The organism is Malikia granosa (genome assembly GCF_002980595.1).
Classification (GTDB): Bacteria; Pseudomonadota; Gammaproteobacteria; order Burkholderiales; family Burkholderiaceae_C; genus Malikia; species Malikia granosa.
In genome coordinates, this window is record NZ_PVLQ01000023.1 from 13420 (window position 1) to 37068 (window position 23649).

At 68.7% G+C, this 23649-nt stretch carries 22 protein-coding genes and 1 riboswitch; of the genes, 5 read left to right on the top strand and 17 right to left on the bottom strand.

Going from position 1 to position 23649, the window contains the following annotated elements:
* Nucleotides 1-45 precede the first annotated feature (45 nt).
* Genes cobO through C6P64_RS06850 form a run of 7 tightly spaced genes read right to left on the bottom strand, consistent with a single transcriptional unit; the run spans nucleotide 46 to nucleotide 7151 of the window.
* Nucleotides 46-615 (bottom strand): cob(I)yrinic acid a,c-diamide adenosyltransferase, encoded by a 570-nt coding sequence (gene cobO / locus C6P64_RS06820; protein WP_105747841.1) that lies wholly within the window; start codon nucleotides 613-615, stop codon nucleotides 46-48.
* A gap of 14 nt (nucleotides 616-629) precedes the next feature.
* A complete protein-coding gene (locus C6P64_RS06825; protein ID WP_105747842.1) occupies nucleotides 630-1397 on the bottom strand; it encodes an ABC transporter ATP-binding protein in 768 nt (255 codons plus the stop codon).
* Nucleotides 1394-2473, bottom strand: a complete 1080-nt coding sequence (locus tag C6P64_RS06830; RefSeq protein WP_105747843.1) for a FecCD family ABC transporter permease — start codon at nucleotides 2471-2473, stop codon at nucleotides 1394-1396. The genes C6P64_RS06825 and C6P64_RS06830 overlap by 4 nt, the downstream gene beginning before the upstream one ends.
* Nucleotides 2470-3396, bottom strand: a complete 927-nt coding sequence (locus tag C6P64_RS06835) for an ABC transporter substrate-binding protein (protein WP_105747844.1) — start codon at nucleotides 3394-3396, stop codon at nucleotides 2470-2472. The genes C6P64_RS06830 and C6P64_RS06835 overlap by 4 nt, the downstream gene beginning before the upstream one ends.
* Nucleotides 3393-3965, bottom strand: coding sequence for a bifunctional adenosylcobinamide kinase/adenosylcobinamide-phosphate guanylyltransferase (locus C6P64_RS06840; RefSeq protein WP_425436733.1), 573 nt, complete (start codon nucleotides 3963-3965; stop codon nucleotides 3393-3395). Before C6P64_RS06840 ends, C6P64_RS06835 begins: the two co-directional genes overlap by 4 nt.
* Complete coding sequence (locus C6P64_RS06845) at nucleotides 3959-5308, bottom strand: cobyrinic acid a,c-diamide synthase CobB (protein WP_105747845.1); 1350 nt, start codon at nucleotides 5306-5308, stop codon at nucleotides 3959-3961. The genes C6P64_RS06840 and C6P64_RS06845 overlap by 7 nt, the downstream gene beginning before the upstream one ends.
* 19 nt (nucleotides 5309-5327) lie before the next feature.
* The gene (locus C6P64_RS06850) at nucleotides 5328-7151 is read right to left on the bottom strand and encodes a TonB-dependent receptor domain-containing protein (protein ID WP_105747846.1); all 1824 of its coding nucleotides are present in this window, start codon (nucleotides 7149-7151) and stop codon (nucleotides 5328-5330) included.
* A 68-nt stretch (nucleotides 7152-7219) separates the two neighbouring features.
* A riboswitch (cobalamin riboswitch) is annotated at nucleotides 7220-7453 on the bottom strand.
* A 33-nt stretch (nucleotides 7454-7486) separates the two neighbouring features.
* On the opposite strand from C6P64_RS06850, the gene C6P64_RS06855 reads away from it, so the two are divergent.
* From C6P64_RS06855 to C6P64_RS06865, 3 genes are all read left to right on the top strand, one after another.
* Nucleotides 7487-7702 (top strand): DUF904 domain-containing protein, encoded by a 216-nt coding sequence (locus tag C6P64_RS06855; protein WP_105747847.1) that lies wholly within the window; start codon nucleotides 7487-7489, stop codon nucleotides 7700-7702.
* Entirely contained in the window at nucleotides 7699-8013 is a 315-nt protein-coding gene (locus C6P64_RS06860) for a cell division protein ZapA (protein WP_105747848.1), read from the top strand. Before C6P64_RS06855 ends, C6P64_RS06860 begins: the two co-directional genes overlap by 4 nt.
* 494 nt (nucleotides 8014-8507) lie before the next feature.
* A complete protein-coding gene (locus C6P64_RS06865; RefSeq protein WP_425436739.1) occupies nucleotides 8508-8822 on the top strand; it encodes an SWIB/MDM2 domain-containing protein in 315 nt (104 codons plus the stop codon).
* 97 nt (nucleotides 8823-8919) lie between these two features.
* Here the strand turns inward: C6P64_RS06865 and C6P64_RS06870 are convergent, their stop codons facing one another.
* A complete protein-coding gene (locus C6P64_RS06870; RefSeq protein ID WP_245911653.1) occupies nucleotides 8920-10179 on the bottom strand; it encodes an MFS transporter in 1260 nt (419 codons plus the stop codon).
* 71 nt (nucleotides 10180-10250) lie between these two features.
* On the opposite strand from C6P64_RS06870, the gene C6P64_RS06875 reads away from it, so the two are divergent.
* Nucleotides 10251-11258, top strand: a complete 1008-nt coding sequence (locus C6P64_RS06875; protein ID WP_105747850.1) for a D-2-hydroxyacid dehydrogenase family protein — start codon at nucleotides 10251-10253, stop codon at nucleotides 11256-11258.
* Nucleotides 11259-11303: 45 nt separating this feature from the next.
* Here C6P64_RS06875 and C6P64_RS06880 read toward each other — a convergent pair whose 3' ends face one another.
* From C6P64_RS06880 to C6P64_RS06910, 7 genes are all read right to left on the bottom strand, one after another.
* Entirely contained in the window at nucleotides 11304-13232 is a 1929-nt protein-coding gene (locus C6P64_RS06880) for a GspE/PulE family protein (protein ID WP_245911654.1), read from the bottom strand.
* An 84-nt stretch (nucleotides 13233-13316) separates the two neighbouring features.
* Nucleotides 13317-13538 (bottom strand): DUF2788 domain-containing protein, encoded by a 222-nt coding sequence (locus C6P64_RS06885; RefSeq protein WP_245911655.1) that lies wholly within the window; start codon nucleotides 13536-13538, stop codon nucleotides 13317-13319.
* Nucleotides 13539-13540: 2 nt separating this feature from the next.
* Nucleotides 13541-14320: a DUF2189 domain-containing protein gene (locus C6P64_RS06890; protein ID WP_105747852.1), complete on the bottom strand. Its 780-nt coding sequence runs from the start codon at nucleotides 14318-14320 to the stop codon at nucleotides 13541-13543.
* Nucleotides 14321-14357: 37 nt separating this feature from the next.
* The gene (locus tag C6P64_RS06895) at nucleotides 14358-16022 is read right to left on the bottom strand and encodes an ABC transporter ATP-binding protein (RefSeq protein WP_105747853.1); all 1665 of its coding nucleotides are present in this window, start codon (nucleotides 16020-16022) and stop codon (nucleotides 14358-14360) included.
* 11 nt (nucleotides 16023-16033) lie between these two features.
* A complete protein-coding gene (locus C6P64_RS06900; RefSeq protein ID WP_425436735.1) occupies nucleotides 16034-17098 on the bottom strand; it encodes an ABC transporter permease in 1065 nt (354 codons plus the stop codon).
* Nucleotides 17082-18116 (bottom strand): ABC transporter permease subunit, encoded by a 1035-nt coding sequence (locus C6P64_RS06905; RefSeq protein ID WP_105747855.1) that lies wholly within the window; start codon nucleotides 18114-18116, stop codon nucleotides 17082-17084. The genes C6P64_RS06900 and C6P64_RS06905 overlap by 17 nt, the downstream gene beginning before the upstream one ends.
* Nucleotides 18117-18137: 21 nt before the next feature.
* Complete coding sequence (locus C6P64_RS06910; RefSeq protein WP_105747856.1) at nucleotides 18138-19985, bottom strand: extracellular solute-binding protein; 1848 nt, start codon at nucleotides 19983-19985, stop codon at nucleotides 18138-18140.
* Between the two features lie 37 nt (nucleotides 19986-20022).
* On the opposite strand from C6P64_RS06910, the gene fabI reads away from it, so the two are divergent.
* Nucleotides 20023-20832, top strand: a complete 810-nt coding sequence (fabI, locus tag C6P64_RS06915; RefSeq protein ID WP_105747857.1) for an enoyl-ACP reductase FabI — start codon at nucleotides 20023-20025, stop codon at nucleotides 20830-20832.
* Nucleotides 20833-20954: 122 nt separating this feature from the next.
* Here the strand turns inward: fabI and C6P64_RS06920 are convergent, their stop codons facing one another.
* Both C6P64_RS06920 and C6P64_RS06925 read right to left on the bottom strand, forming a co-directional pair.
* Nucleotides 20955-21173, bottom strand: coding sequence for an HP1242/YdcH family protein (locus C6P64_RS06920; RefSeq protein ID WP_105747858.1), 219 nt, complete (start codon nucleotides 21171-21173; stop codon nucleotides 20955-20957).
* Between the two features lie 60 nt (nucleotides 21174-21233).
* Entirely contained in the window at nucleotides 21234-23528 is a 2295-nt protein-coding gene (locus C6P64_RS06925) for an arginine/lysine/ornithine decarboxylase (protein ID WP_105747859.1), read from the bottom strand.
* Between the last annotated feature and the right edge of the window lie 121 nt (nucleotides 23529-23649).

Genomic DNA, 23649 nt, shown 5'->3' on the forward strand with positions numbered 1-23649 from the left:
AGCGCCAACAGCAACAGCGGGCGACGGGAGCTTGCTCATCGAGTATCAGTCCTCGATGCCGCGCTGGGCCGGAATGCCGGCCTGGAAGGCATGCTTGACCATTTTCATCTCGGTCACGGTGTCGGCCAGCGCGACGATCTCCTCCGGACAACGGCGGCCGGTCAGGCAGACATGGACCTGCTTGGGCCGGCTGTTCAGGGTATCGACCACGTCCTGCAGCGGCAGCCAGCCGTAGATCAGCGGATAGGTGATCTCGTCGAGCACGACCAGGAACAGCTCGCCCGACAGGATCGCGGCCTTGGCCTTCTCCCAGCCGTCGCGCGCGAGCTGGGCCGAGCGCTCAAGGTCCTGGCTCTTCCAGGAAAAGCCATCGCCCAGGCCTTCGATGGGCAAGCCGAGCTGCTCGAACATGCGGTGCTCGCCAAAGCGGGCCGACGGCACCTTCATGAACTGGAAGATGCGCACCGGCTTGCCGCGGCCATGCGCGCGCAGTGCCAGGCCGAAGGCCGCGGTGCTCTTGCCCTTGCCGTCGCCGGTGTTGACGATGACCAGGCCGCGGCGCTCGCCTTCGGCCTTCTCGTAGGGCTTGGTGGTCGGGGGGGTCTCGATCTGCATAGTAAATCCTCTGTTCATGTGACCGGTAGCGCCACCCACTGCCCGGCCAGGGCGTGGATGGCGATCCGGTGCTCGAAAACCTGTTCCAGCGCGCGCTGCGTCGCCGGATCGGCGCAGGCGCCATGGTGGGCGATGCGGCCCTGCTGCATGACCACCAGATCGTCGGCATGCAACGCGATCGAGATCTCGTGCAGCACGCTGACCACGCTGCGGCCGGCCGCGACGAGCTCGCGCACCAGCAGCAGCCAGTCGGCCTGATGCGGCGGATCGAGGTTGGCCAGCGGCTCGTCCATCAGCAACACCTGGGCCTCGACCGCGAGCGCGCGCGCCAGCAGCACGCGCTGGCGTTCGCCGCCCGAGAGCGCGCCGAGCGGGCGCTCGCGCCAGTCCCAGGCCTGGGTCTGGCGCAGCGCCCGCTCGACCGCCGCCCGGTCGGCCGGGCTGGCCGGCGCCAGCCAGGACTGGTGCGGCAGCCGGCCCAGCATCGCGACATCGTGGACCGTCAGGTCGTCGGCGGCCGACTGGTTCTGGCCCAGCCAGGACAGCGCGCGCGCGCGCTGCTGGCGCGGCCAGTGCTGCAGCTGGCGCCCGAGCAGCTCGACCTGGCCGCTGCAGGGCAGCAGGCCGCCGATCGCGCGCAGCAGGGTCGACTTGCCGGCGCCGTTGGGACCGACGACGGCGGTCCAGCAACCGGCGCGCAGCTCGAGGTCGATCTGGTGCAGCACCTCGGCCCCGCCCAGGCTCGCGCCCAGGCCGCGGATCAGGTAGGCCGGCGCGCTCACAGCAGGCCTCCGGCATTGAGTCCGCTGGTGCGGCGGTGCATCAGCCACAGCAGATAGCCGCCGCCGAGCGCGGCCGTGACCACGCCGACGGGCAGCTCCTGGGGCGCAATGACCCAGCGCGCCAGCAGGTCGGCGCTGGCCAGCAGCAGGCCGCCCATCAGGCTGGCCAGCCACATCAGCAGCCGATGCGGCACCTTGACGATGGCGCGCACCAGATGCGGCGCCGCCAGGCCGACGAAGGCGATCAGGCCGGTCTGCGCGACCGCGGTACCGGTGGCCAGCGCCAGCAGCGCGACCAGCGCCGCGCGCAGCGGCGCCAGCGGCAGACCCAGGCTGTGCGCCGTGGCCTCGCCCAGGCTCAGGCCGTCGAGCACGCGCGCCAGCGCCGCCGCCAGCGCCATGCACAGGCACCAGCAGGCGAACATCAGGCCCCAGGCGGTCCAGCCGACGAAGCTGGTCGTGCCGAGCATGAAGGCTTGCATCGCCTGCAGCGACTCGGGCGAGAACAGCAGCACCAGCGAGGTCATGGCGCCCAACACCACGCCGACGATGACGCCGGCCAGCAGCAGGCGCAAGGTGTGGCCGACGCCGCGCGCCAGCGCCAGCGTCAGCAGCACCGCCAGCACCGCACCGGCAAAGGCCGCGCCGGTCAGGCCCAGCCGGACCCAGATGCTGCCCGACAGCATGCTGAAAGTGGCCCCGTTCATCATGCTGCCGCCGACCATGCCGGCGCCGCCGCCGACGGCGGCCAGCGCGATCGCCACCCCGAGCGAGGCGCCCGAGGCGCTGCCGAGCAGGTAGGGGTCGGCCAGCGGGTTGCGGAACAGGCCCTGGGCGAGCGCGCCCGCCAGACCCAGCAGGCTGCCGGCGGCCCAGGCGCCCAGGGTGCGCGGCAGCCGGATTTCCCAGACGATCTGCAGCGCCATCGCGCGCTCGGCCGGATCGGCATGGTCGTCGAGCAGCGGGCGCAGCAGGTTCTCGAAGCCGGCGCTGCCGATGCAGGTGCCCAGCGCGGCCAGCAGCAGCCCGAGCAGCAACAGGCACCAGCCCAGCAACGCCGCCTGGCGCAACCTCACGCCTTGCCCCCGGCCGTCCTGGCCGATACCTTGGCCGGTGACGGATCAGGCTTGGCAGCGCCGGGCGCCTTCTCGGCCAGGCAGCGCGCCATCAGGCGCGCGCCTTCGGCCATGCGCGGCCCGGGTCGCACCAGCAGATCGGACTCGGCAACCGGGAAGATGCAGACCCGGCCCTCGCGCACGGCCCGGATGCCCTGCCAGCCCGGGCGTTGCAGCAGGCCCTCGGCATTGCGCTCGCCGATCATGATCAGGTCCGGATTGGCGCGCACGATGTACTCGGGGTTGAGCTTGGGGAAAGGCCCGAGGCTGGCCGGCAGGATGTTCTTCGCCCCCAGGCGCGCCAGGGTCTCGCCGATGAAGCTGGACTCGCCAGCGCCATAGGGGCCGCGGTTGACCTCGAAATAGACCCGGACCTGGCGCACGCTGGCGGGCAACGATTGCGCGGCGGCCGAGACGCCGGCATCGATCTGGCGCCAGATCTTCTGCGCGTCTGTCACGCCCAGCACCTGGCCAATCTTGCCGAGCACGCGCTGCACGTCGGCATGGGTCTTGGGCTCGAGCGCCAGCACCGGAATGCCCAGGGCGACCAGCCGCTCGGCCGCGCGCGAGGAAGTCGCGGCCAGCACCAGGTCGGGCCGCAGGGCGACGATGGCCTCGATGTTCGGGTCGAGCCCGCCGCCGACGCGCGGCAGCTGCTTGACGCTCTCGGGCCAATTCGAATAGCGGTCGACGCCGACCAGGCGCTGGCATTGGTCGAGCTGGCAGACCATCTCGGTCAGCGAAGGCAGCAGGCTCACGATGCGCTGCGGCGTCCTGGCCAGCGTGACCGGACGGCCCCGGTCGTCGGGCAGGGTCAGGGACCAGGCCGATGCCGAGGCCCACAGGGAACAACCCGCCAGCAGCAGGGTCAGCCAACGCTTCATGCTTCGTCCTTCAGGGTCAGCGGCAGGCCGGCAGCCATCAGCGTGGCGCGCGAGCAGACAGCGGCCACCGCCTGGTTGAGCCGGCCCAGCATGTCGACGAAGGCCCTCACCTCGCGCCCGAGCGGGATCACGCCCAGGCCGATCTCGTTGCCGACCAGCACCAGCGGGCCAGGCGCGGCAGCTATCGATTGCGTAAGTTTCATAATTGAACTTTCGACGGCCTCGGCCGGCAGGCCGCTGCCCTCGGCGGGCATCATCAGATGGGTCAGCCACAGGGTCAGGCAATCGACCACCAGCAGATGCTCGGGGCGGCTGTGCTCGGCCAGGCATTCGGGCAGGCGCAGCGCCTCCTCGAGCGTGGCAAGTCCCGGCACCCGCCGGGCGCGATCAAGCTGGTGACGCTCGATGCGCGCGCGCATCTCCTCGTCCCAGGGCTGGGCGGTCGCGATCAGCGTCGCGCGATGCCCGGGCGCAGCCTGCAGCCAGGCGCGCGCCAGCAGCTCGGCCCGGCGCGACTTGCCGCTCTTCTGCCCACCCAGGATCAGTTCACTGCGCGCGAGCTTCAGCACGATGCCCCCTGCGCCAGGAACAGGCTCGCCGCCGCCTCGGGGCTGGACGGAAACCAGGGATGGAAATAGCTGGCCTGGATCGACCCCAGGCAATAGACCGACTCGCCCTTGTCGGGCGCGGGCGCGGTGGCGGGACGCGCGGTGCGCGCGACCACCGCAACCTCGGAGGCCGCGGTCGAATAGTGGAAGGTGTGGCCGCGCAAGGTACCGGCCGGCAGCTCGAGCTGCTGCGGCCCGAGCGCCGCCAGGCGCTGCTGCATCGTGACGCGTCCCGGCAGCAGGCCCCACATCGGGTGCTCGATGTCCTGCTGGTCGACGATGGCATCGAACAAGGCCATCATGCCGCCGCATTCGGCCCAGACCGGCTTGTCCGCCGCGACATGGGCACGCAGGCTGTCGCGCAGACCTGAGTTGGCGCCCAGGCGCTCGGCATGCAGCTCGGGGTAGCCGCCCGGCAGCCAGAGCGCGTCGCAGGGCGGCAGTGCGCTGTCAAGCAACGGCGAGAAAAAGACCAGCTCGGCGCCGAGCGCACGCAGGGTGTCGAGATTGGCCTGGTAGATGAAGCAGAACGCCGCATCGCGCGCGACCGCGATCCGCTGTCCCGCCAGCAAAGGCGGCACCGACTCGCGCGCCGGCGGAGGCATGAAATCGACCGTCCAGCGCTGCAGCGCGGCCGCATCCATCCGGCCCAGCGGCGTGGCCGCCAGGGCATCGGCCGCGGCATCGAGCCGTTGTAACCCATCCTCGAGCTCGGTCGCCACCGTCAGACCCAGGTGGCGCTCGGGCAGGACCAGCGCCGGGTTGCGCAGCAGCGCGCCCAGCCAGTGCTCGGGCGCCACGCCCTGCTCCAGCATCCGGGCATGGCCCTCGCTCGCGACCCGGTTGGCCAGCGCGCCGGCCCAGGGCAGGCCGGGCCGGTAATGCTGCAGCCCGAAGGCCAGCGCGCCGAAGGTGCCGGCCATGGCCGAGGCGTCGATCACCGCCAGCACCGGCAAGCCCAGGTGCTGCGCCAGGTCGGCCGCGCTGGGCTGGCCATCGAACAGCCCCATCACGCCCTCGACGATGATCAGGTCGGACTCCTGCGCCGCCGCGTGGAGCCGGGCCCGCACATCGGCCTCGCCGGTCAGCCAGAGGTCGATCTGGTAAACGGGATGGCCGCTGGCGAGCTGGTGCCAGAACGGGTCGAGGAAGTCCGGACCGCACTTGAAGACCCGCACCCGCCGTCCCTGGCGCGCGTGCAGGCGCGCCAACGCCGAGGTGATGGTGGTCTTGCCCTGGCCGGAGGCCGGGGCGGCGACCAGGATGGCGGGACAGCGGACGGCGGCCGAGGCGCTGGCAGTCATTTACAACAGGCTTTCAGCGTCACTGCGGCGACCATTTCAGGCCGAGATAGAGCTGGCGCCCCGGCGTGTAGTAGCCGTTGGCCAGCTGATAGTCCTTGTCGGTCAGGTTGTCGATGCGGGCCTGCAGCGTGAAGTCGCGCGCGAGCTCGGTGCTGGCATGCAGGTTGAGCCGGCCGTAGCCGCCCAGGGCAATCTTGTTGTCCTTGTCGTCGTAGCGCTTGCCCGACAGCTGCAGTTCGGCGCCCAGCTGCCAGCGCTCCAGGCGGGTATCGGCCGCCAGCTTGAGCTGCTGGCGCGCGCGACGCGCGAGCAGCTTGCCGCTGTCGAGGTCGCGCGGATTCTGCCAGTCGAACGAGGCGCTCAGGTTGAAGCCGGCGACCGACTGGGCGCCCGACAGCGTCAGGCCCTCGAGCCGGGCCCGCTTGGTATTGCCGTAGCAGCCCGGGTACTTGCCGCTGCCGTTGACACAGCTGCCCGGTCCGCTGACATAGTTGATCAGGTCATCGATCTGGTTGCGGTAGAGCACGACGCCGAAGCGGGTCGATTGCAGCGCATAGTTCAGGCCGAACTCGACGTTGCGCGCCGTCTCGGGACGCAGGCTCGGGTCGCCATAGATGCTGAAGCGCTGGAACAGGGTCGGCGCGCGGAAGGCATTGCCCGCCGAGACGCTGGCACGCCAGTTCGGCGCGAAGGCATAGGCATAGGACGCGCTGCCGGTGTCCTGGCCGCCGAACTCGCTGTCCTCGTCATGGCGCAGATTGAGCTGCAGCGTGTGCGCCTGGTGCCGCAGGCCGTAGCCCAGCGCCAGCGCATCCTGCGAACGGTCGGTCAGCACCGGCGTGGTGCTGCCGTTGTTGAGCCGGTCTTCGCGCCGCTCGAGCGCGGCCGTCAGCAACTGGCCGCCGATGCGGTATTCGTTCTGCCACAGGTAGCTACGCACCTGGGTATCGGTCAGATAGGGCGAAGGCTGGGTCTCGTAGCGGTCCTTGCCCTCGCTGAAGCCGACCCGGGTCGAATAGGCCTGGCTCCACTGCGACTGCCAGTTCAGGCCGATGCTCTGCAGGTGATGCAGGTTGTGATCGTCGGTGGTCTTGCTGGCGTCGTAGCGCGAGTCGGACCAGCTGTCGAGCATATTGGCCTCGACGCGCTGCTCGGGCGACAGCTGCAGGCCCAGGCGCGCATTGGCCGAGCGGTTCAGGTAGCCGTCGCGGTCCGGGTTGCTGCCGGCCTTGGCATTGAAGCCCGCGCTGGTCTCGCGCGTCAGGCCGAAGGAGTAGTCGAGGCCCTGTTGTGCGCCACTGAAGCCGGCGTCGAGCTTGGCGGTGCGATCGCTGCCCAGGCCCAGGCCGAGATAGGGGGTGAAAGGGCCCTCGCCCTTGCGGGTGAAGATCTGCACCACGCCCGCGATCGCATCCGAGCCATAGATAGCGCCGGCCGGACCGCGCAGCACCTCGATGCGGTCGATCTGCGCCAGCGGGATCACCTCCCAGGGCGCGCCGCCGGTGGACTGGGAGTCGATGCGCACGCCGTCGAGGTAGACCGCGGTGAAGCGGGTATCGGCGCCGCGCAGGAAGACGCTGGTCGTGCTGGCGCTGCCGCCGTTGCGCGAGAACTCGACCCCCGGCAGGCGCGCGAGCAGATCGGCCAGGCCGGTCGCGCCGCTGCGCTCGATCTGCTCGCGGTCGATCAGGCTGACATCGGCGACGACATCGGTCAGCGGCTGGGCGACGCGCGCCGCGGTCACGACGACTGGAGCGAGCTGGGATTGCGCAAAGACGGGAAATGCCGCGGCCAGCGCCAGGTTGAGCACGGCCAGGCGTGCAGGGGAACTGCTGAACTTCATGGAATGGAACGGAAACGGATGCCCTCACCGCCTTCCCCGACGGTGCCTGAGCGTGACAGCCGCGCCTAGGCGCGACCACTTCGTTGGCCGGTATCCGGGCTGGCGGAGACAACCTTCATCGCCTTCCCAGGCGCACGAAGCGCCCAGTGGCTGGGAGATGAAAGCGGAGCCGGAAGGCTCGTCCGCTTACCGTTGCGGGGGCAGCGCTGGTTAAGAATCTGCCATGCGGCCGACTCCCCCCAGCTTCCCGTTGAACTGCCGCGCATGAACTGTGCAGCGAGCACCAACATGCAACATTCTACCCAGCTTGCACAGTCCGGACCTAAAATCGAAGCATGTCCTCTCAGACCCAGATAGACCAGATCGCAGACCGCGTCGAGCGGCTGCTGCTGCGCCATGCCGAACTGCAGTTGCGCAATCGCGAGCTCGAACGCGAGCTCGAGCAGCTCGGGCAGGAGCGCGACGCGCTGCGCCAGCGCCTGCAGCTCGCCACCGGGCGACTGGATGCCCTGCTTGAACAACTGCCGCTTCCCGTGGGAGACGAAGAATGAGCCAGCGCAACGCCAGTCAGAAGCTCGAGGTCCAGATCATGGGACAGAGCTACACCCTGTCCTGCCCCGAGGGGGGAGCGGCCGCCCTGCAAGACGCCGTCGACAAGGTCGATGCCACCATGTGCGCGATCCGCGACGCCGGCCGCATCAAGTCGCGCGACCGCATCGCCGTGCTGGCCTGCCTCAACATCGCCCACGAGCTCGGCCAGGGCCAGGCCGAGGCCAGCCACCAGCAACGCCTCGGCAGCCTGCTCGAGCGGCTCGACCAGGCCCTGGCGAGCAACGACAGCCCGGAGCCGGCGACGCGCTGAAGACCGGCACACCAAGGCCGGTTTTGCCCTTACAATGGGGCTGTCTGCTGCCATGGTCGGGCTTTATATTTCCTTGAACCAATGCTCTCTGAGCCCGGGCTTGGTACATTGCGCAGCTGGTGCGAGCGTCTCGCGTCAGATGAACCCGAAGCTGCGTTGCCCTCGCCCCCCTGAACCCCTCCGTTCAGGATGACGGTCCGGCTTGGCAGCAGACACCCTCATTTTCGGCCTGTGCGCCCAGCCCAGCGGCCTGCCTGCCCCTCCCTCTGCCCCAGACCTGGACCGCACCGATGACGTGCGGCTTGGCCTGCCATTGGCCAATCGGTCTTGCAGGCCTGCCACCCTGGTGCAGCCGCCGCTCGAAGCGCCATTGCCAGGGCAAAAAATCCCGGATTTGCCCCGGGTCGGCTAGGAAAAGCCCTGCTTTGCGTTTAGCATTCCACCACTCGCTCGCAGCCCTGCTGCCCGCGGAAACAGAATCAACCTCCACAAGGATTTGCTCTATGGCAACTGCAAAGAAAGCCCCCACCCAGACAGCTGTTGCTGCGCCCGCCGCCAAGCGCACCCCGAACGCCGCGTTCATGAAGGCCATGACGCCCAGCGCCGCGCTCGCAGCCATCGTGGGTGCTGCTGCCCTGCCGCGCACCGAAGTCACCAAGAAGGTCTGGGAATACATCAAGAAGCACGACCTGCAAGACAGCGCCAACCGTCGCAACATCAATGCCGACGCCAAGCTCAAGCCGATCTTCAAGAAGGATCAGGTCTCGATGTTCGAGATGACCAAGCTGATCAACGAGCACCTGTCCTGAGCAGCTCGCGATTCAAGCAAGAAACCGACCCCAGGGTCGGTTTTTTCATGCCTGTCGCTATCCGCTGCTGCTGCCGCGGCGCGCGGGGCCGCCTGGCTCAGGCCCGCGCCAGCGTGCGCCGCCCCACCCCGAGCGCCACGAATACCGCGAGAAGGAGCACCAGGCCGGCAGCCGCCAGCGTGGCCTCGTAATGACCATGGTCCATCAGGGTACCGAACAGCAGCGGCGACAGCGCCAGGCCGGCATCCAGGCCCGAATAGACGGTGCCGTAGATGCGGCCGGTCGCGCCAGGCGGAGTTGCGCGCTTGATCATCATGTCGCGGCTCGGGCCGCCGATGCCGACCGCCGCTCCGGTCGCGGCCAGGGCCACCATGGTGCCGGTCGCGCCGAGCCAGCCGCTGGCACACAACAGCAGCAGCAAGGCACCGCCGCTCATGCAAACCGCCACGACCTGCTCGCTGCGCCTGGCGCGCGCGGCGATGAAGCCGCCGGCCAGCATGCCGGCGGCACCGCACAGCATGTAGGCCGTCAGCGTGGTCGAGGCCGCCTGCAGGCTCACGCCATGCAGCGCGCGCAGGATCGAGACCGAGAAGGTGTGCACCACGGCCAGCGTCATGGTGGTCAGCAGGAAGAAGGCAAAGCACCACCAGACCACGGGCAGGCGCAGGAAATCGAACTCGCCCTCGACGGCCGGCCTGCCGTCAGCCCTGCGGGCGCCCCGGCCCACCGGAGCAGCCGGCCTCGGGGCGGCCGCCACCGTCGCCAGGTGCTGGCGTTGCCAGACCAGCAGCGCCAGCACCACCGCGTACAGCAGCAAGGCGGCCAGGCAGGCCAGGCGCCAGTTGCTCGAGGCCGCCACACCGACCAGCAGGGCCGAGCTCAGCGCCCAGCCCAGGTTGCCCGACAAGCCGTGCATGCTGTAGGCGTGGCCGAGGCGCGGCGCCGACACGCGCTGGTTCAGGATCGAGAAATCGACCGGGTGGAAGGGGGCATTGCCCAGGCCGGCGAGCAGCGCCGACAGCAGCAGGCCGGCATAGCCCTGGGCCAGCGCCGCCGACAGGGCTGCGCCCATGAACAGCACGATCGAGCCAAACAGCACCGGGCGCGCGCCGACCCGGTCGACGACAAAGCCCGACAGGGCCTGGCCCAGCCCCGAGACGGCGAAGAACAGCGTCATCAGCCCGCCGAGCTCGGAAAACGACAGGCCGAAGTCGCGCTGCAGGAAGGGAAACAGGCCCGGCAGCAGCAGGTGGGAGAAATGCGACATCGCGTGCGCGAGCCCGACCAGGGCCATGACGGTCGCGTCGGTGCGCCAGATCAGCGCCTCGGAGGCGCCGGATTGAAGGGGTTGACTCATGCCAGCGATATTAAGGCCGCACGACAGGAGGGACCGGCGTGGAGGGCCGATCTGCCGGCACAATATCGGCCATGAACATCGTGATACTAGACGACTACCAGGACGCCGTCCGCAAGCTGCAATGCGCCAGCAAACTGGAGCCCTATACCGTCAAGGTGTTCACCAACACCGTCAAGGGGGTGGGACAGCTCGCGGTGCGGCTGCGCGACGCCGACATCCTGGTGCTGATCCGTGACCGCACGCCGATCAGCCGCCAGCTGGTCGAGAAGCTGCCGCGCCTGAAGCTGATCGCGCAGACCGGGCGGATCGGCAACCATATCGACCTGGCGGCCTGCACCGAGCATGGGGTGGCGGTCGCCGAGGGCCTGGGCTCGCCGATCGCGCCGGCCGAGCTGACCTGGGCGCTGATCCTGGCCGCGATGCGCCGCATTCCGCAGTACGTGGCCAACCTCAAGCATGGCGCCTGGCAGCAGTCGGGACTCCGGTCAGCGTCGATGCCGAGCAACTTCGGCCTCGGCCAGGTGCTGGCCGGCAAGACGCTGGGCATCTGGAGCTATGGCCGCATCGGCCGCATCGTGGCGGGCTATGGCCGCGCCTTCGGCATGCGGGTGCTGGTCTGGGGCAGCGAATCGGCGCGCCAGCATGCCCGGGCCGATGGCTACGAGACCGCCGACTCCAAGGCCCAGCTGTTCGCCACCTGCGACGTGCTGAGCCTGCACCTGCGCCTGGGCGAGCAGACCCAGGGCTGCATCTCGCTGGAAGACCTGTCGCTGATGAAGCCGACCGCGCTGCTGGTCAACACCTCGCGCGCCGAGCTGCTGCAGCCCGATGTGCTGGTCGCGGCGCTCAACCGCGGCCGGCCTGGCATGGCCGCGGTCGATGTGTTCGAATCCGAGCCCATCCTGCAGGGCCATGCGCTGCTGCGGCTCGAGAACTGCGTCTGCACGCCGCATATCGGCTATGTCGAGCGCGACAGCTACGAGACCTATTTCACTGCCGCCTTCGACAATGTGGTCAACTTCCTGCACGGCCAGCCGAGCCAGATCGTCAACCCCGGCGCGCTGACGCTGCGTCGTTGACCCCTCCCCGGGGCGGGCCGGGCCGGGCCAGCCGCCCGCAAGCGCTCAGTCGTTGGTCGAGGCCCTGACCTCGGCCAGCGAGGTCAGTCCGGCCAGCACCTTCTCGATGCCGTCCTGGCGCAGCGAGCGCATGCCCTCGCTCAAGGCCAGGGCCAGGATCTCGGCCGGCCGCGCGCGCTTTTGCACCAGCTGACGCACGCCCGGGGTCGCGATCAGCAGCTCGTGCAAGGCCAGCCGCCCCATGTAGCCGGTACTGCCGCAATGGTCGCAGCCGGGGGCGTGATAGTCCTGCAGCATGCCGCCCTTGGCATGGCGTTGCCGCCATTGCTCGTGCAGGGCCTGGGTGTCGCGCAGTTCATGGCCCGGCGGCAAGGCGCGCTGGTAGTCCTCGGTGATCTCGCGCAGGCGCGGTGCCAGCATCGGACGCGATTGCCGGCAGCTGGTGCACAGCTTGCGCACCAGGCGCTGCGCCAGGATGCCTTGCAGCGAGTCGGCAAAGGAAAAACTGTCGACCCCGAGGTCGTTGAGCCGCACGATGGTGTCGGCGGCCGAGTTGGTGTGCAGGGTCGACAGCACCAGGTGGCCGGTCAGCGAGGCCTCGATCGCCATCTCGGCGGTCTCGGGGTCGCGCACCTCGCCGACCATGATCACGTCCGGATCGGCGCGCAGCAGCGAGCGCAGCGCCGCGGCAAAGGTCCAGCCGATGCGCGGATGGACCTGGATCTGGCGCAGGCCATGCTGGGTGATCTCGACCGGGTCCTCGGCGGTCCAGATCTTGCGGTTGGGTCGGTTGAGCCGCTGCAGCAGCGAGTGCAGCGTGGTGGTCTTGCCCGAGCCGGTCGGCCCGACGCAGAGGAACAGGCCGTTGGGGCGCTCGATGAGCTGCTGCAGCTGCTCGAGCTTGTCGGGCGCGAGCTCGAGTGCCTCGAGCGGCACCACCCGGAAGGCGGTCAGCAGACGCATCACGATGTCCTCGAGCCCATGCGCGGTCGGGATCGTGGCCACGCGCAGCTCCAGCGGCAGGCCACCGTACTTGGCGAAGGCGATCTTGCCGTCCTGGGGCTTGCGCCGCTCGGAGATGTCGAGCTCGGACATGATCTTGATGCGGGCGATCAGCGCGTTGCGGTAGCTCGGCGGCAGCTCCAGGTAGGGGCGCAGCTCGCCGTCGATGCGAAAGCGGATCGCCACCTTCTCGCGCCCGGGATAGGGCTCGATGTGGATGTCGGAGGCGCGCTGGTGATAGGCCTCGGTGATCATCGAGTTGATCAGCCGCACCAGGGTGTTGTCCGACTGCTCGAGCGGCTTTTCCTCCTGCTCGGGCTTGCTGTCGCCGCCGGTCAGCTCTGCCGCGAGCATCCAGGCATCCTGCTCGGAGGCAGCCAGCGGGGCGGCTGGTCGCTCGCGCTCGGCGCGCGGCGCCGACTCCTGCAGCGCCAGCTGGTCGGCCATGCCGATGCCGCGATAGGCCTTGGCGATCTGGGCCGGCAAATCGGTGCTGGTCGTGACCACCGGCCTGACCTTGCGCTGGCTGGTGAACTCGAGCTCCTCGAGGATGCGGAACTGCAGCGGATCGGCCATCGCCACCACCAGGGTGGATTGCCACTCCATCAGCGGCAGGACCCGCAGGCGGGAGGCCGTGGCAGCCGGCACCCGGCGCAGCGCGGCGGTATCGATCGGAAAGCGCTTGAGGTCGACGAAGGGATAGCCCATCTTGGTCACCAGCGCGAGCTGCAGGTCGGCGGTGGTGACCAGGCCCATGTCGAGCAGGATCTGGCCCAGCGGCATGCCCTTGGTCAGGGACTGGCGGTGCAGGGCCTCGGAGAGCTGCTCGGGCGTGATCTTGGCCAGGCCCAGCAAGGCCTCGCCGATCGGCATCGGCTTGAGCCGTGACTGCCACTCGAGCGCGGCGCGCAGGTCCTCGCTGCTGGCACGCACCGCATTGACCAGACTGACTGGCAGGGTATCAGGCGGCAAGCGGTCTCCTGGCTCGGACGAGGCCGATGGCACGAGGGTCGGCAGGCTTGGCGTCATGGTGCAGGCGAATGCCGGAAATGGCGCTTAGATGTGGATGAACCATTGAATCACATTCTTGGCAATGAAGCCCAGCATGCCAAAGGACAGCACGAGAAACAGCACGAAGGTGCCGAACTTGCCGGCCTTGGACTCGCGTGCCAGGTTGAACACGATGAACAGCATGAAGATGATGAAGGCGGCGACGCCGAAGGTCAGGCCGAACTCGGCGATCTGGTCCTCGGTCAGGCCGAACAATGAGTTGTCCATCTTCAGCGCCCCTTCGCAGCCTGGGCCGCCACGGCGCTGAGGTCGCGGTAGGCGTGCCAGCTCGCGTGACCGAGCAGCGGCACCAGCACCAGCAGGCCGAGCAGGAAGCTCAGCAGGCCCACGATGACCAGGCCGGCGATCAGGCTGGCCCAGAAGGCCAGCACCAGCGGCTGGTCGGCCACCGCGCGCCAGCTCGCGCGCACGGCGTCCGACATCGAGCAGTCGCCATCCAGCAGCATCGGCAGGGTCATGACGCTGGAGGCAAAGATGGGCGCGGCCAGCAGGCCACCGAGCAGCATCCAGAGCTCGAACAGGAAGGGCGACTCCGACAGCACGACATGGCGCAGGAAGTCGACCACGGTGTCGATCGGCGCCGGCGCGAGCAGGACCAGCAGGCTGGCCGAGGTCAGGACCCAGCAGGTGCCGGCCAGGCCCAGCCAGAGGCCGAAGCTGACCAGGCGCGGGTCGCGGCCACGCCAGAGCGCGACCAGCTCGGACAGGCTCATGAGCCGGTCGCGCTCGAGCTCGCGGCTGACCGCATACAGGCCGGTGGCCAGCACCGGCGCGACCAGCAGGAAGCCGGAGAAGGCACCCACCAGCAGGCCGAAATGGTGCTCGGCCAGCAGATAGAGCAAGGCGCCAAACAGGCTGACGCCCAGGCCGTGGAGCAGGCCCGGCAAGGGGTGGCGCACGAAATCGCGCCAGCCCCGGCCAAGCCAGAACAAGGGAGAGGCCAGTGTCACGCGGGACACCGGTGACACGCGGGCAAGCTTGTCGTTCATCGGATGGTTGATTGTGAGGGTGACAGCCCCGATTGGATCACAGGCCCGAGGCCTGGACGAGGCTGCGGGTATAGGACATGCGCGGGGAGCGCAGCACCGACTCGGCATCGCCCTGCTCCACCAGCTGGCCCGCCCTGAGCACCGTGACCTGGTGCGCCATGGCCCAGACCACCGCCAGGTCGTGGGTGATCAGCAGATAGCTCAGGCCGCGCTCGCGCTGCAGGCGCAGCAGCAGCGCGATCACCTGCTGCTGCACCGTGACGTCGAGCGCGCTGGTCGGCTCGTCGAGCACGATCAGCTGCGGCTCGATGACCAGCGCGCGCGCGATCGCGATGCGCTGGCGCTGGCCACCCGAGAACTCGTGCGGATAGCGCTGCAGCCAGGCCTGCTCCTCGGCCGGCGCCAGCCCGGCCAGCAGGCCGACCTCGCGCAGGGCGGCGAGCACGCGCAGCAGGCGCTGCTCGCGCGACAGGCCCGGCTCGTGCACCTGCAGGCCCTCGGCGACGACCTGCTCGAGCGTCAGGCGCGGCGACAGCGAGGCATAGGGGTCCTGGAACACGACCTGCACCCGCCGGCGCAGCCGACGCTGCTGCGCCCGCGGCAACTCGAGCCAGTCCTGGCCCAGCACACGCAAGCGGCCCTGGTGCGGCAGCAGGCCCAGCGCCGCCAGCGCCAGCGTGGTCTTGCCCGAACCCGATTCGCCGACCACGCCCAGGGTCTGGCCGGCCGGCAGCTGCAGATCGACGCCTTCGAGCGCCGCATGGCGACCACGCCGGAACCAGCCGCGCCAGCCGGGCAGCGCCACCGGGTAGGACACCTGCAGCGCCTCCGCCTCGAGGCAGGCCGGCTGGCCGGCCAGAGTCGCTTGGGTCGCGGGATCGAGCGGCGCCAGCTCGCGCCTGGGCAGGCTGTCCAGCAAGGTCCGGGTATAGGCCTGGCGCGGGGCGGCAAAGACCGCCTCGACCGTGCCCTGCTCGACCACGAGGCCATCCTTCATCACCAGCACCCGGTCGGCAAAGCGCCGCACCAGGTTCAGGTCATGGGTGATGATCAGCACCGCCAGCCCCAGGCGCAGCCGCATCTCGTCGAGCAGGGCCAGCATCTGCAGCCGCAAGCTGGCGTCGAGCGCTGTGGTCGGCTCGTCGGCCACCAGCAGCCGCGGCTCGCTGGCCAGCGCCATCGCGATCAGCGCGCGCTGGCGCTGGCCGCCGCTGAGCTGGTGCGGATAGGCGCGTGCCTGGGCCAGCGGATCGGGCAGGCCGACCGACGCCAGCAATTCCAGCACGCGCGCCCCCCCCGCCGCCCCGACCAGCCCGCGGTGCAGCTGCAGCACTTCGGCGATCTGCTGGCCCAGGGTCAGCAGCGGGTTGAGCGCACTCATCGGCTCCTGGAACACATAGGCGACCGCGCTGCCGCGCAGCCGGCGCAGCTCGGGCTCGGCCAGCGTCAGCAGCTCGCGCCCCTGCAGCCGGACCGATCCCGCCAGGCGGGCCTGCGGCAGCAGGCGCAGCAGGCTCAGCGCCGAGACCGTCTTGCCCGACCCTGACTCGCCGACGATGGCCAGCTTCTCTCCCGGCTGCAGGCTGAAGTCGATGCCGTGCACCACCTCGCGCCCGCCCAGGCTGACGCGCAGGCCCTGCACCTCGAGCAGGGGCGGCTGCGCGGCCAGCCCCGCATCCGCTGTCAGCGCTTGATCCTCCATGGCAGGCGCTTTCATGGCCGGGCCCTGCGCGGATCGAGCGCGTCGCGCAAGGCGTCGCCCATGAAGGTCAACAGCAGCAGCGTGGTCACGAGCAGCACGAAGGTAGAGAGCGTGATCCACCAGGCATCAAGATTGGCCTTGCCCTGGGCCAGCAGCTCGCCCAGCGAAGGCGTGCCCGGCGGCACCCCGAGGCCCAGGAAGTCGAGCGAGGTCAACGCCAGGATGGCCGCGCTCATGCGGAACGGCAGGAAGGTCACGACTGGAGTCAGGCTGTTGGGCAGCAGATGGCGCCAGATCAGCGGCCAGGGCCCGAGCCCGAGCGCACGCGCCGCGCGCACATAGTCGAGCTGGCGGTTGCGCAGGAACTCGGCCCGCACATAGTCGCTCAGGCCCATCCAGCCGAACAGGCTCAGCAGCAACAGCAGCAAGCCCACGCTGGGCTCGAACAGCGCCGAGAAGATGATCAGCAGATAGAGCTCGGGCAACGCGCTCCAGACCTCGATCAGGCGCTGCAGCAGCAGATCGGTGCCGCCGCCGAAATAGCCCTGGATCGCGCCGGCCACCAGCCCGAGCAGCACGCCGGAGGCGGTCAGCGCGAGCGCGAACAGCACCGAGAGCCGAAAGCCGTACAGCAGGCGCGCGAACAGGTCGCGGCCGCGGTCGTCGGTGCCGAGCCAGTTCTCGGCCGAGGGCGGCGCCGGATGCGGCTCGCGCGCGAAGTAGTTGATGGTGCCATGGTGATAACGGTTCGGCGCGCGCAGCACCCAGTTGCCCGGCTGCCCGAGCTGGCGCTCGATGAAGGGGTCGAGGTAGTCGGTCGGGGTGTCGAAGTCGCCGCCGAAGCGGGTCTCGGGCAGGTCCTGCAGCACCGGCACATACCACTGCCCCTGGTAGCGCAGCAGCAGCGGCCGGTCGTTCGAGATCAGCTCGGCGCCCAGGCTCAACACAAACAGCAGCGAAAACAGCCACAGGCTGAACCAGCCCAGGCGATGGGCACGGAAACGGCGCCAGGCCAGGCGCCAGGGGCCGGCCGGCGCAGCGCCATCGGCAGCCAGTTGATCAGTCGAACTTGACACGCGGGTCCACCCACAGATAGCAGAGGTCGCTCACCAGCTTGGTCAACAGACCGATCAGCGTGAACAGATACAGCGTGCCGAGCACGACGGGGTAGTCGCGCCGCAGCACGCTCTCGTAGCTCAGCAGCCCGAGGCCGTCGAGCGAGAACAGGGTCTCGATCAGCAGCGAGCCGGTGAAGAAGGCGCCGACGAAGGCGGCCGGAAAGCCGGTCACGATCGGGATCAGCGCGTTGCGCAGCACATGGCGGGTCAGCAGCTGGCGCTCGCCCAGTCCCTTGGCGCGCGCGGTCAGCACATACTGCTTGCCGATCTCTTCCAGCATGGCGTTGCGCGTCAGCAGGGTCGTGACCGCGAAGGCACCCAGCACGCTGGCCGTCACCGGCAGCGTGACATGCCACAGGTAGTCGACTACCCTGGCGCCCCAGCCGAGCGTTTCCCAGTTGGCCGAGGTCAGCCCGCGCAGCGGAAACCACTGCAGCTGGCCGCCAAACACCACCAGCAACAGCACGCCGAGCACGAAGCCCGGAATCGCGTAGCCGGCCAGCACCAGGATCGAGGTCACGGTATCGAAGCGGCTGCCGGCGCGCACCGCCTTGGCAATGCCCAGCGGCACCGACACCGAATAGGTCAGCAGGAAGGTCCACAGCCCGAGGCTGATCGAGACCGGCAGCTTGGAGCGCACCAGGGACCAGACATCCTGCTGGTGATAGAAGCTCTGTCCCAGGTCGAAGCGGGCGAACTGGCCCAGCATGCGCAGGAAGCGCTCGGGCGCCGGCTTGTCGAAGCCGTACAGGCGCTCGATCTCGGCGATGCGCTCGGCGTCCACCCCCTGGCGCCCGCGGTAGCCGGCGCCCGCCACGGCAGCGCCTTCGCCGCCGCTGTCGCGGCCCTGCAGCTGGGCGACCATCTGCTCGACCGGACCGCCCGGCACGAACTGGATCACGACGAAGGTCAGCAGCAGCACGCCGAACAGGGTCGGCACCATCAGCAGCAGCCGCTTGATGAGGTAGTTCAACATGGCAGGAAATCCCGTGGCCGCTCAGCGCCCGGCCCGGTTGGCCGGACTGGCCCACCAGGTCGAGAGCACCCAGGCCTCGGGCTGATAGTAGCGCGGCAGCCGACCCGGCCGCTCGAAGCGACCCGCGCGCCAGGCGATGCGGTGCACGCTGCCATACCAGTGCGGCAGCGCATAGTGGCCGTGGCGCAGCACGCGGTCGAGCGCGCGCAGCGCCGCGACCAGCTCCGGGCGCCGGCGCGCGGCCACGGCGCGCTCGATCAGCGCGTCGACCACCGGGTCGCGCACCCCCATCAGGTTGGACGAGCCCTCGATGCCGGCCGCGCGCGAGCCGAAGCGCTCGAGCAGCTCGGCGCCGGGCGCCTCGCTGCCGACGGTCCGGCTGCTGATCAGCTCGAAGTCGAACTGGTCCAGGCGCTTTTGCAGCAGCGCGAAATCGACCACCTTGTGCCGGGCCGCGATGCCGAGCTTCTCGAGGTTCCTGGCAAAAGGCGTGAAGACCCGCCCCAGCGCGCCGCTGCTGTCGACGAACTCGATCGTGAACGGCTCGCCGCGCACGTTGCGCAAGGCGCCGTCGCGGTAGGTCCAGCCGGCCTGCGCCAGCAGGTCGCGCGCGCGCCGCAGGTGGTCGCGCAGCATCTGGCCCGAATCCGGGTCCAGGCTGGTCACGGGCGGCAGCGGCACCGGCTGCTCGAAGACGGCCGCCGGCAGCCGGCTGCGCCAGGGTGCCAGCAGCGCGAGCTCGTCGGCGCCCGGCAGGCCGCGGGCCTCGAAGTCGCTGGCGACGAAATAGCCGCGCACCCGGGTATAGGCATTGAAGAACAGCTGGCGGTTCATCCACTCGAAGTCCAGCGCCAGGCCGATCGCCTCGCGCACGCGCGGGTCGCTGAACTTCGGCAAACGGCTGTTGAACAAGAAGCCCTGGAAGTCGCCCGCATTGCCATGCACGAGCTCCTCCTTGACCAGCAGGCCGCGCTCGAAGGGCCGGCCCTGGTAGGCCCTGGCCCATTCGCGCGCGATGAAGGCCTGGATGTAGTCGAACTCGCCAGCCTTGAAGGCCTCGAGCTGGGCCGTGCTGTCCTGGTAGAGCCGGTAGGTGATGCGGTCGAAGTTGTACATGCCGCGGCGCACATTGAGGTCGGCCGCCCACCAGTTCGGATCGCGCCGGTAGCTGACATCGCGCCCGAAGCCCCGGCTCTCGAGCCGGTAGGGACCGGAGCCGATCGGCGGCTCGGCGACGATGCGGTCGAGCGGCTGACGCTGCCCGTCCAGCAGGCCCCATTGGCGGCTGAACACCGGCAGGCTGCCCGCGATCAGCGGCAGCTCGGCGCTGGCGCGCGCGAAATCGAAGCGCAGCAGGCGCTCGCCGAGCACCGTGGCGCGCCGCACATCGGCGAAATAGCTGCGGAACTGCGGCGCGGCCTGCGGACCGGTCAGGCTGTCGAAGGAATGCTTGACATCGGCGGCCAGCACCGGGTCGCCATTGTGGAAGCGCGCTTTCGGGTGGAGCCTGAAGGTCGCCGACAGGCCGTCGGCGGCCACGCTGACATCGTCGGCCAGCAGGCCGTAGCCGGCGTTGGGCTCGTCGAGCGAGCCGGTCAACAGGGTCTCGAGCAGCAACGCGTTGAGGCCGGGCGGCGCCGTCCCCTTGAGCGTGAAGGGATTGAACTTGTCGAACTGGCTCACGCGGGTGGGCGGCACCAGCGCGATCTCGCCGCCCTTGGGCGCGTTCGGCTCGACATAGTCGAAATGGGCAAAGCCGGCCGGGTACTTGAGCTCGCCGAACTGGGCCCAGCCATGGGCCGCCAGCACCGGCAGGCAGGCGCACAGGAGCAAACTCGACAGCCCCAGCCGCAAGAGGGGTAAACGCATGAGACAATTCTGCCCAAGATTTTCTGGAGATTGACTCATGGGTTTTCTCGCTGGCAAGAAATTGCTGATCACTGGTCTGCTGTCCAACCGTTCCATTGCCTATGGCATCGCCAAGGCCTGCCACGCGCAAGGCGCCGAGCTGGCCTTCAGCTACGTCGGTGAGCGCTTCAAGGACCGCATCTGCGAGTTCGCGGCCGAATTCGACTCCAAGCTGGTGTTCGACTGCGACGTCGGCAGCGACGAGCAGATCGAAAAGATGTTCAAGGACCTGTCGGCCCACTGGCCGACCTTCGACGGCTTCGTGCACAGCATCGGCTTCGCGCCGCGCGAGGCGATCGCGGGCGACTTCCTCGACGGCCTGAGCCGCGAGGCGTTCCGGATCGCGCACGACATCAGCGCCTACAGCTTCCCCGGCATGGCCAAGGCCGCCAAGCCCTACCTGAACGACAAGTCCGCGCTGCTGACGCTGACCTACCTGGGCGCGGTGCGCACCATCCCGCACTACAACACCATGGGCCTGGCCAAGGCCAGCCTGGAAGCCAGCGTGCGCTACCTGGCCGAGGCCCTGGGCACCCTGCCCGACGGCCGCAGCATCCGCGTCAACGGCATCAGCGCCGGCCCGGTCAAGACCCTGGCGGCCAGCGGCATCAAGGACTTCGGCAAGCTGCTCGGCATGGGCGCGGCGGCCGCACCGTTGCGCCGCAACGTCACGATCGAGGAGGTCGGCAACGTCGCCGCCTTCCTGCTGTCGGACCTGGCCTCGGGCATGACCGCCGAGATCTCCTATGTCGATTGCGGCTTCAGCTCGACCGCCGGCGTCAGCCGCGACAGCGCACAGATCGCCTGATCGGCCGCTGCGCTTCTTCGGGCAGGCAGCGGTCAAGCTGCCCGCCTGAAACGGCCAGCCAGCCACCGGCAGCAAAAAACCCGCCAAGGCGGGTTTTTTTCATGGCTGGAGCGGGGAGCCCGTCAGGCCTGCGAGGCCTTCTTGAGGATCACGTAGAGCTCGTCCTTGAGCGCGAGCTTTTCCTTCTTCAGGTTCTCGATCTCGACCTGGGTGCCAGGAGCGACATGCGACTCCATGTTCTTGATCTGCTGGTCGATCTCGTTGTGCTTGTCGAACAGGCGCGAGAAATGGTGGTCGCTGGTCTTGAGCTGGGTGATCAGTTCGCGGTATTCGGGAAACATGTTGACTCCTGGTAAAAGCTGCATTTTTACGCCGTCCGGCGGACGGCGTATTGATCTAGTTCAAGAAAGCCGCACGCAGTCGGCGAAATAGCGCTTCTTGCCATCATCGCCCTCCTCGACCACCAAGCCGTGGATGTCGGTCTCGAAGCCCGGGCAGCGCTCGTTGAACTCGCGCGAGAACTTCAGGTAGTCGACGATCTTCTGGTTGAACACCTCGCCCGGGATCAAGAGCGGGATGCCCGGCGGGTAAGGCGTGACCAGGCCGACCGTGATGCGGCCCGCCAGGTCATCGATCGCCACCCGGTCGGTGTTCTTGCGCGCGATCTGGGCGAAGGCGTCGGTCGGCGTCATCGCCGGCTCGAGCTCGCTCAGGTACATGTCGGTGGTCAGGCGCGCGATGTCGTACTTGGCATACATCTCGTGCACATACTGGCACAGGTCGCGCAGGCCCATCTTCTCGTAGCGGCGGTGCTTCTGGCAGAACTCGGGCAGGATGCGCCACATCGGCTGGTTGCGGTCGTAGTCGTCCTTGAACTGCTGCAGCGCGGTCAGCAGCGTGTTCCAGCGGCCCTTGGTGATGCCGATGGTGAACATCACGAAGAAGCTGTAGAGGCCGGTCTTCTCGACCACCACGCCGTGCTCGGCCAGGAACTTGGTCACGATGCTGGCCGGGATGCCGGTGGCGGCAAAGTCGCCGTTCATGTTCAGGCCCGGCGTGACGATGGTCGCCTTGATCGGATCGAGCATGTTGAAGCCGGGCGCCATGTCGCCAAAGCCGTGCCAGGCCTCCTCGCCATCGACCGGCTGCACGCCCTCGCTGTCGGTGCGCTTGAGCACCCAGTCGCGCGCCTCGCCGATGCCCTCATCGGCCAGCTCGTCCGGACCCCAGACCTGGAACCACCAGTCGTCGGCGCCGAACTCCTCGTCGACCTTGCGCATCGCGCGGCGGAAGTCGAGCGCCTCGGCAATGCTCTCCTCGACCAGCGCGGTGCCGCCCGGGGGCTCCATCATCGCCGCGGCCACGTCGCAGCTCGCGATGATGCTGTACTGCGGGCTGGTGCTGGTGTGCATCAGGTAGGACTCGTTGAACAGGTTGCGGTCGAGCTTGGTGTTCTGCGACTCCTGCACCAGCACATGGCTGGCCTGGCTGATGCCGGCGAGCAGCTTGTGGATCGACTGGGTCGAATAGACCATGGTGTTCTGCGGACGCGCGCGCTTGCGCCCCATGGCGTGGAAGGAGCCATAGAAGGGATGGAAGGCCGCGTGCGGCAGCCAGGCCTCGTCGAAATGCAGGTTCTCGACATAGCCGTCGATCATGCCCTTGATGGTCTCGGTGTTGTAGAGCACGCCATCGTAGGTCGACTGGGTCAGGGTCAGGATGCGCGGCTTGACGGTCTCGGCATCGACGCCCTTGAGCAGCGGGTTGGCGCGGATCTTGGCCTTGATCGCCTCGGGGTCGAACTCGCTTTGCTGGATCGGACCGATGATGCCCCAGTGGTTGCGCGTCGGCTTCAGGAACACGGGAATGGCCCCGGTCATGATGATCGCGTGCAGGTTGGACTTGTGGCAGTTGCGGTCGACCACCACCACGTCGCCAGGCGCGACCGTGTGGTGCCAGACCATCTTGTTCGAGGTCGAGGTGCCGTTGGTGACGAAGAAGCAGTGGTCGGCGTTGAAGATGCGCGCCGCGTTGCGCTCGCTCTCGCCGATGGCGCCGTTGTGGTCGAGCAACTGGCCGAGTTCCTCGACCGCGTTGCAGACGTCGGCGCGCAGCATGTTCTCGCCGAAGAACTGGTGGAACATCTGGCCCACTGGCGACTTCAGGAAGGCCACGCCACCCGAGTGGCCCGGGCAATGCCAGGAGTAGGAGCCGTCCTCGGCGTAGTCGAGCAGCGCCTTAAAGAACGGTGGCTGGATGCCCTCGAGGTAGGACTTGGCCTCGCGGATGATGTGCTTGGACATGAACTCCGGCGTGTCCTCGTGCATGTGGATGAAGCCATGCAGTTCGCGCAGGATGTCGTTGGGCAGGTGGCGGCTGGTCTTGGTCTCGCCGTAGATATAGATCGGCACGTCCAGGTTCTTGCGCCGCACCTCCTGGATGAAGGCGCGCAGGTTCAGCACCGCCGGGTCGAGATCCGGGCCGGGCGTGAACTCCTCGTCGTCGATCGACAGGATGAAGGCGCTGGCGCGGCTTTGCTGCTGGGCGAACTGGCTCAGGTCGCCGTAGCTGGTCACACCGAGCACCTCGAAGCCCTCGGCCTCGATCGCCTGTGCCAGCGAGCGGATGCTCAGGCCGGAGGCGTTCTCCGAACGGTAGTCTTCGTCAATAATGACAATCGGGAAGCGGAATTTCATGGGGCGTATATATACCGATGGGCGCCAAATGGATAAGTGCACCGGTCTGCGGTGGCACAGCTTGCCCGCGACGAGGCCCCGCCCCATCGCGTGATGGCGCCAAGTGTAAGGAAATTCAATG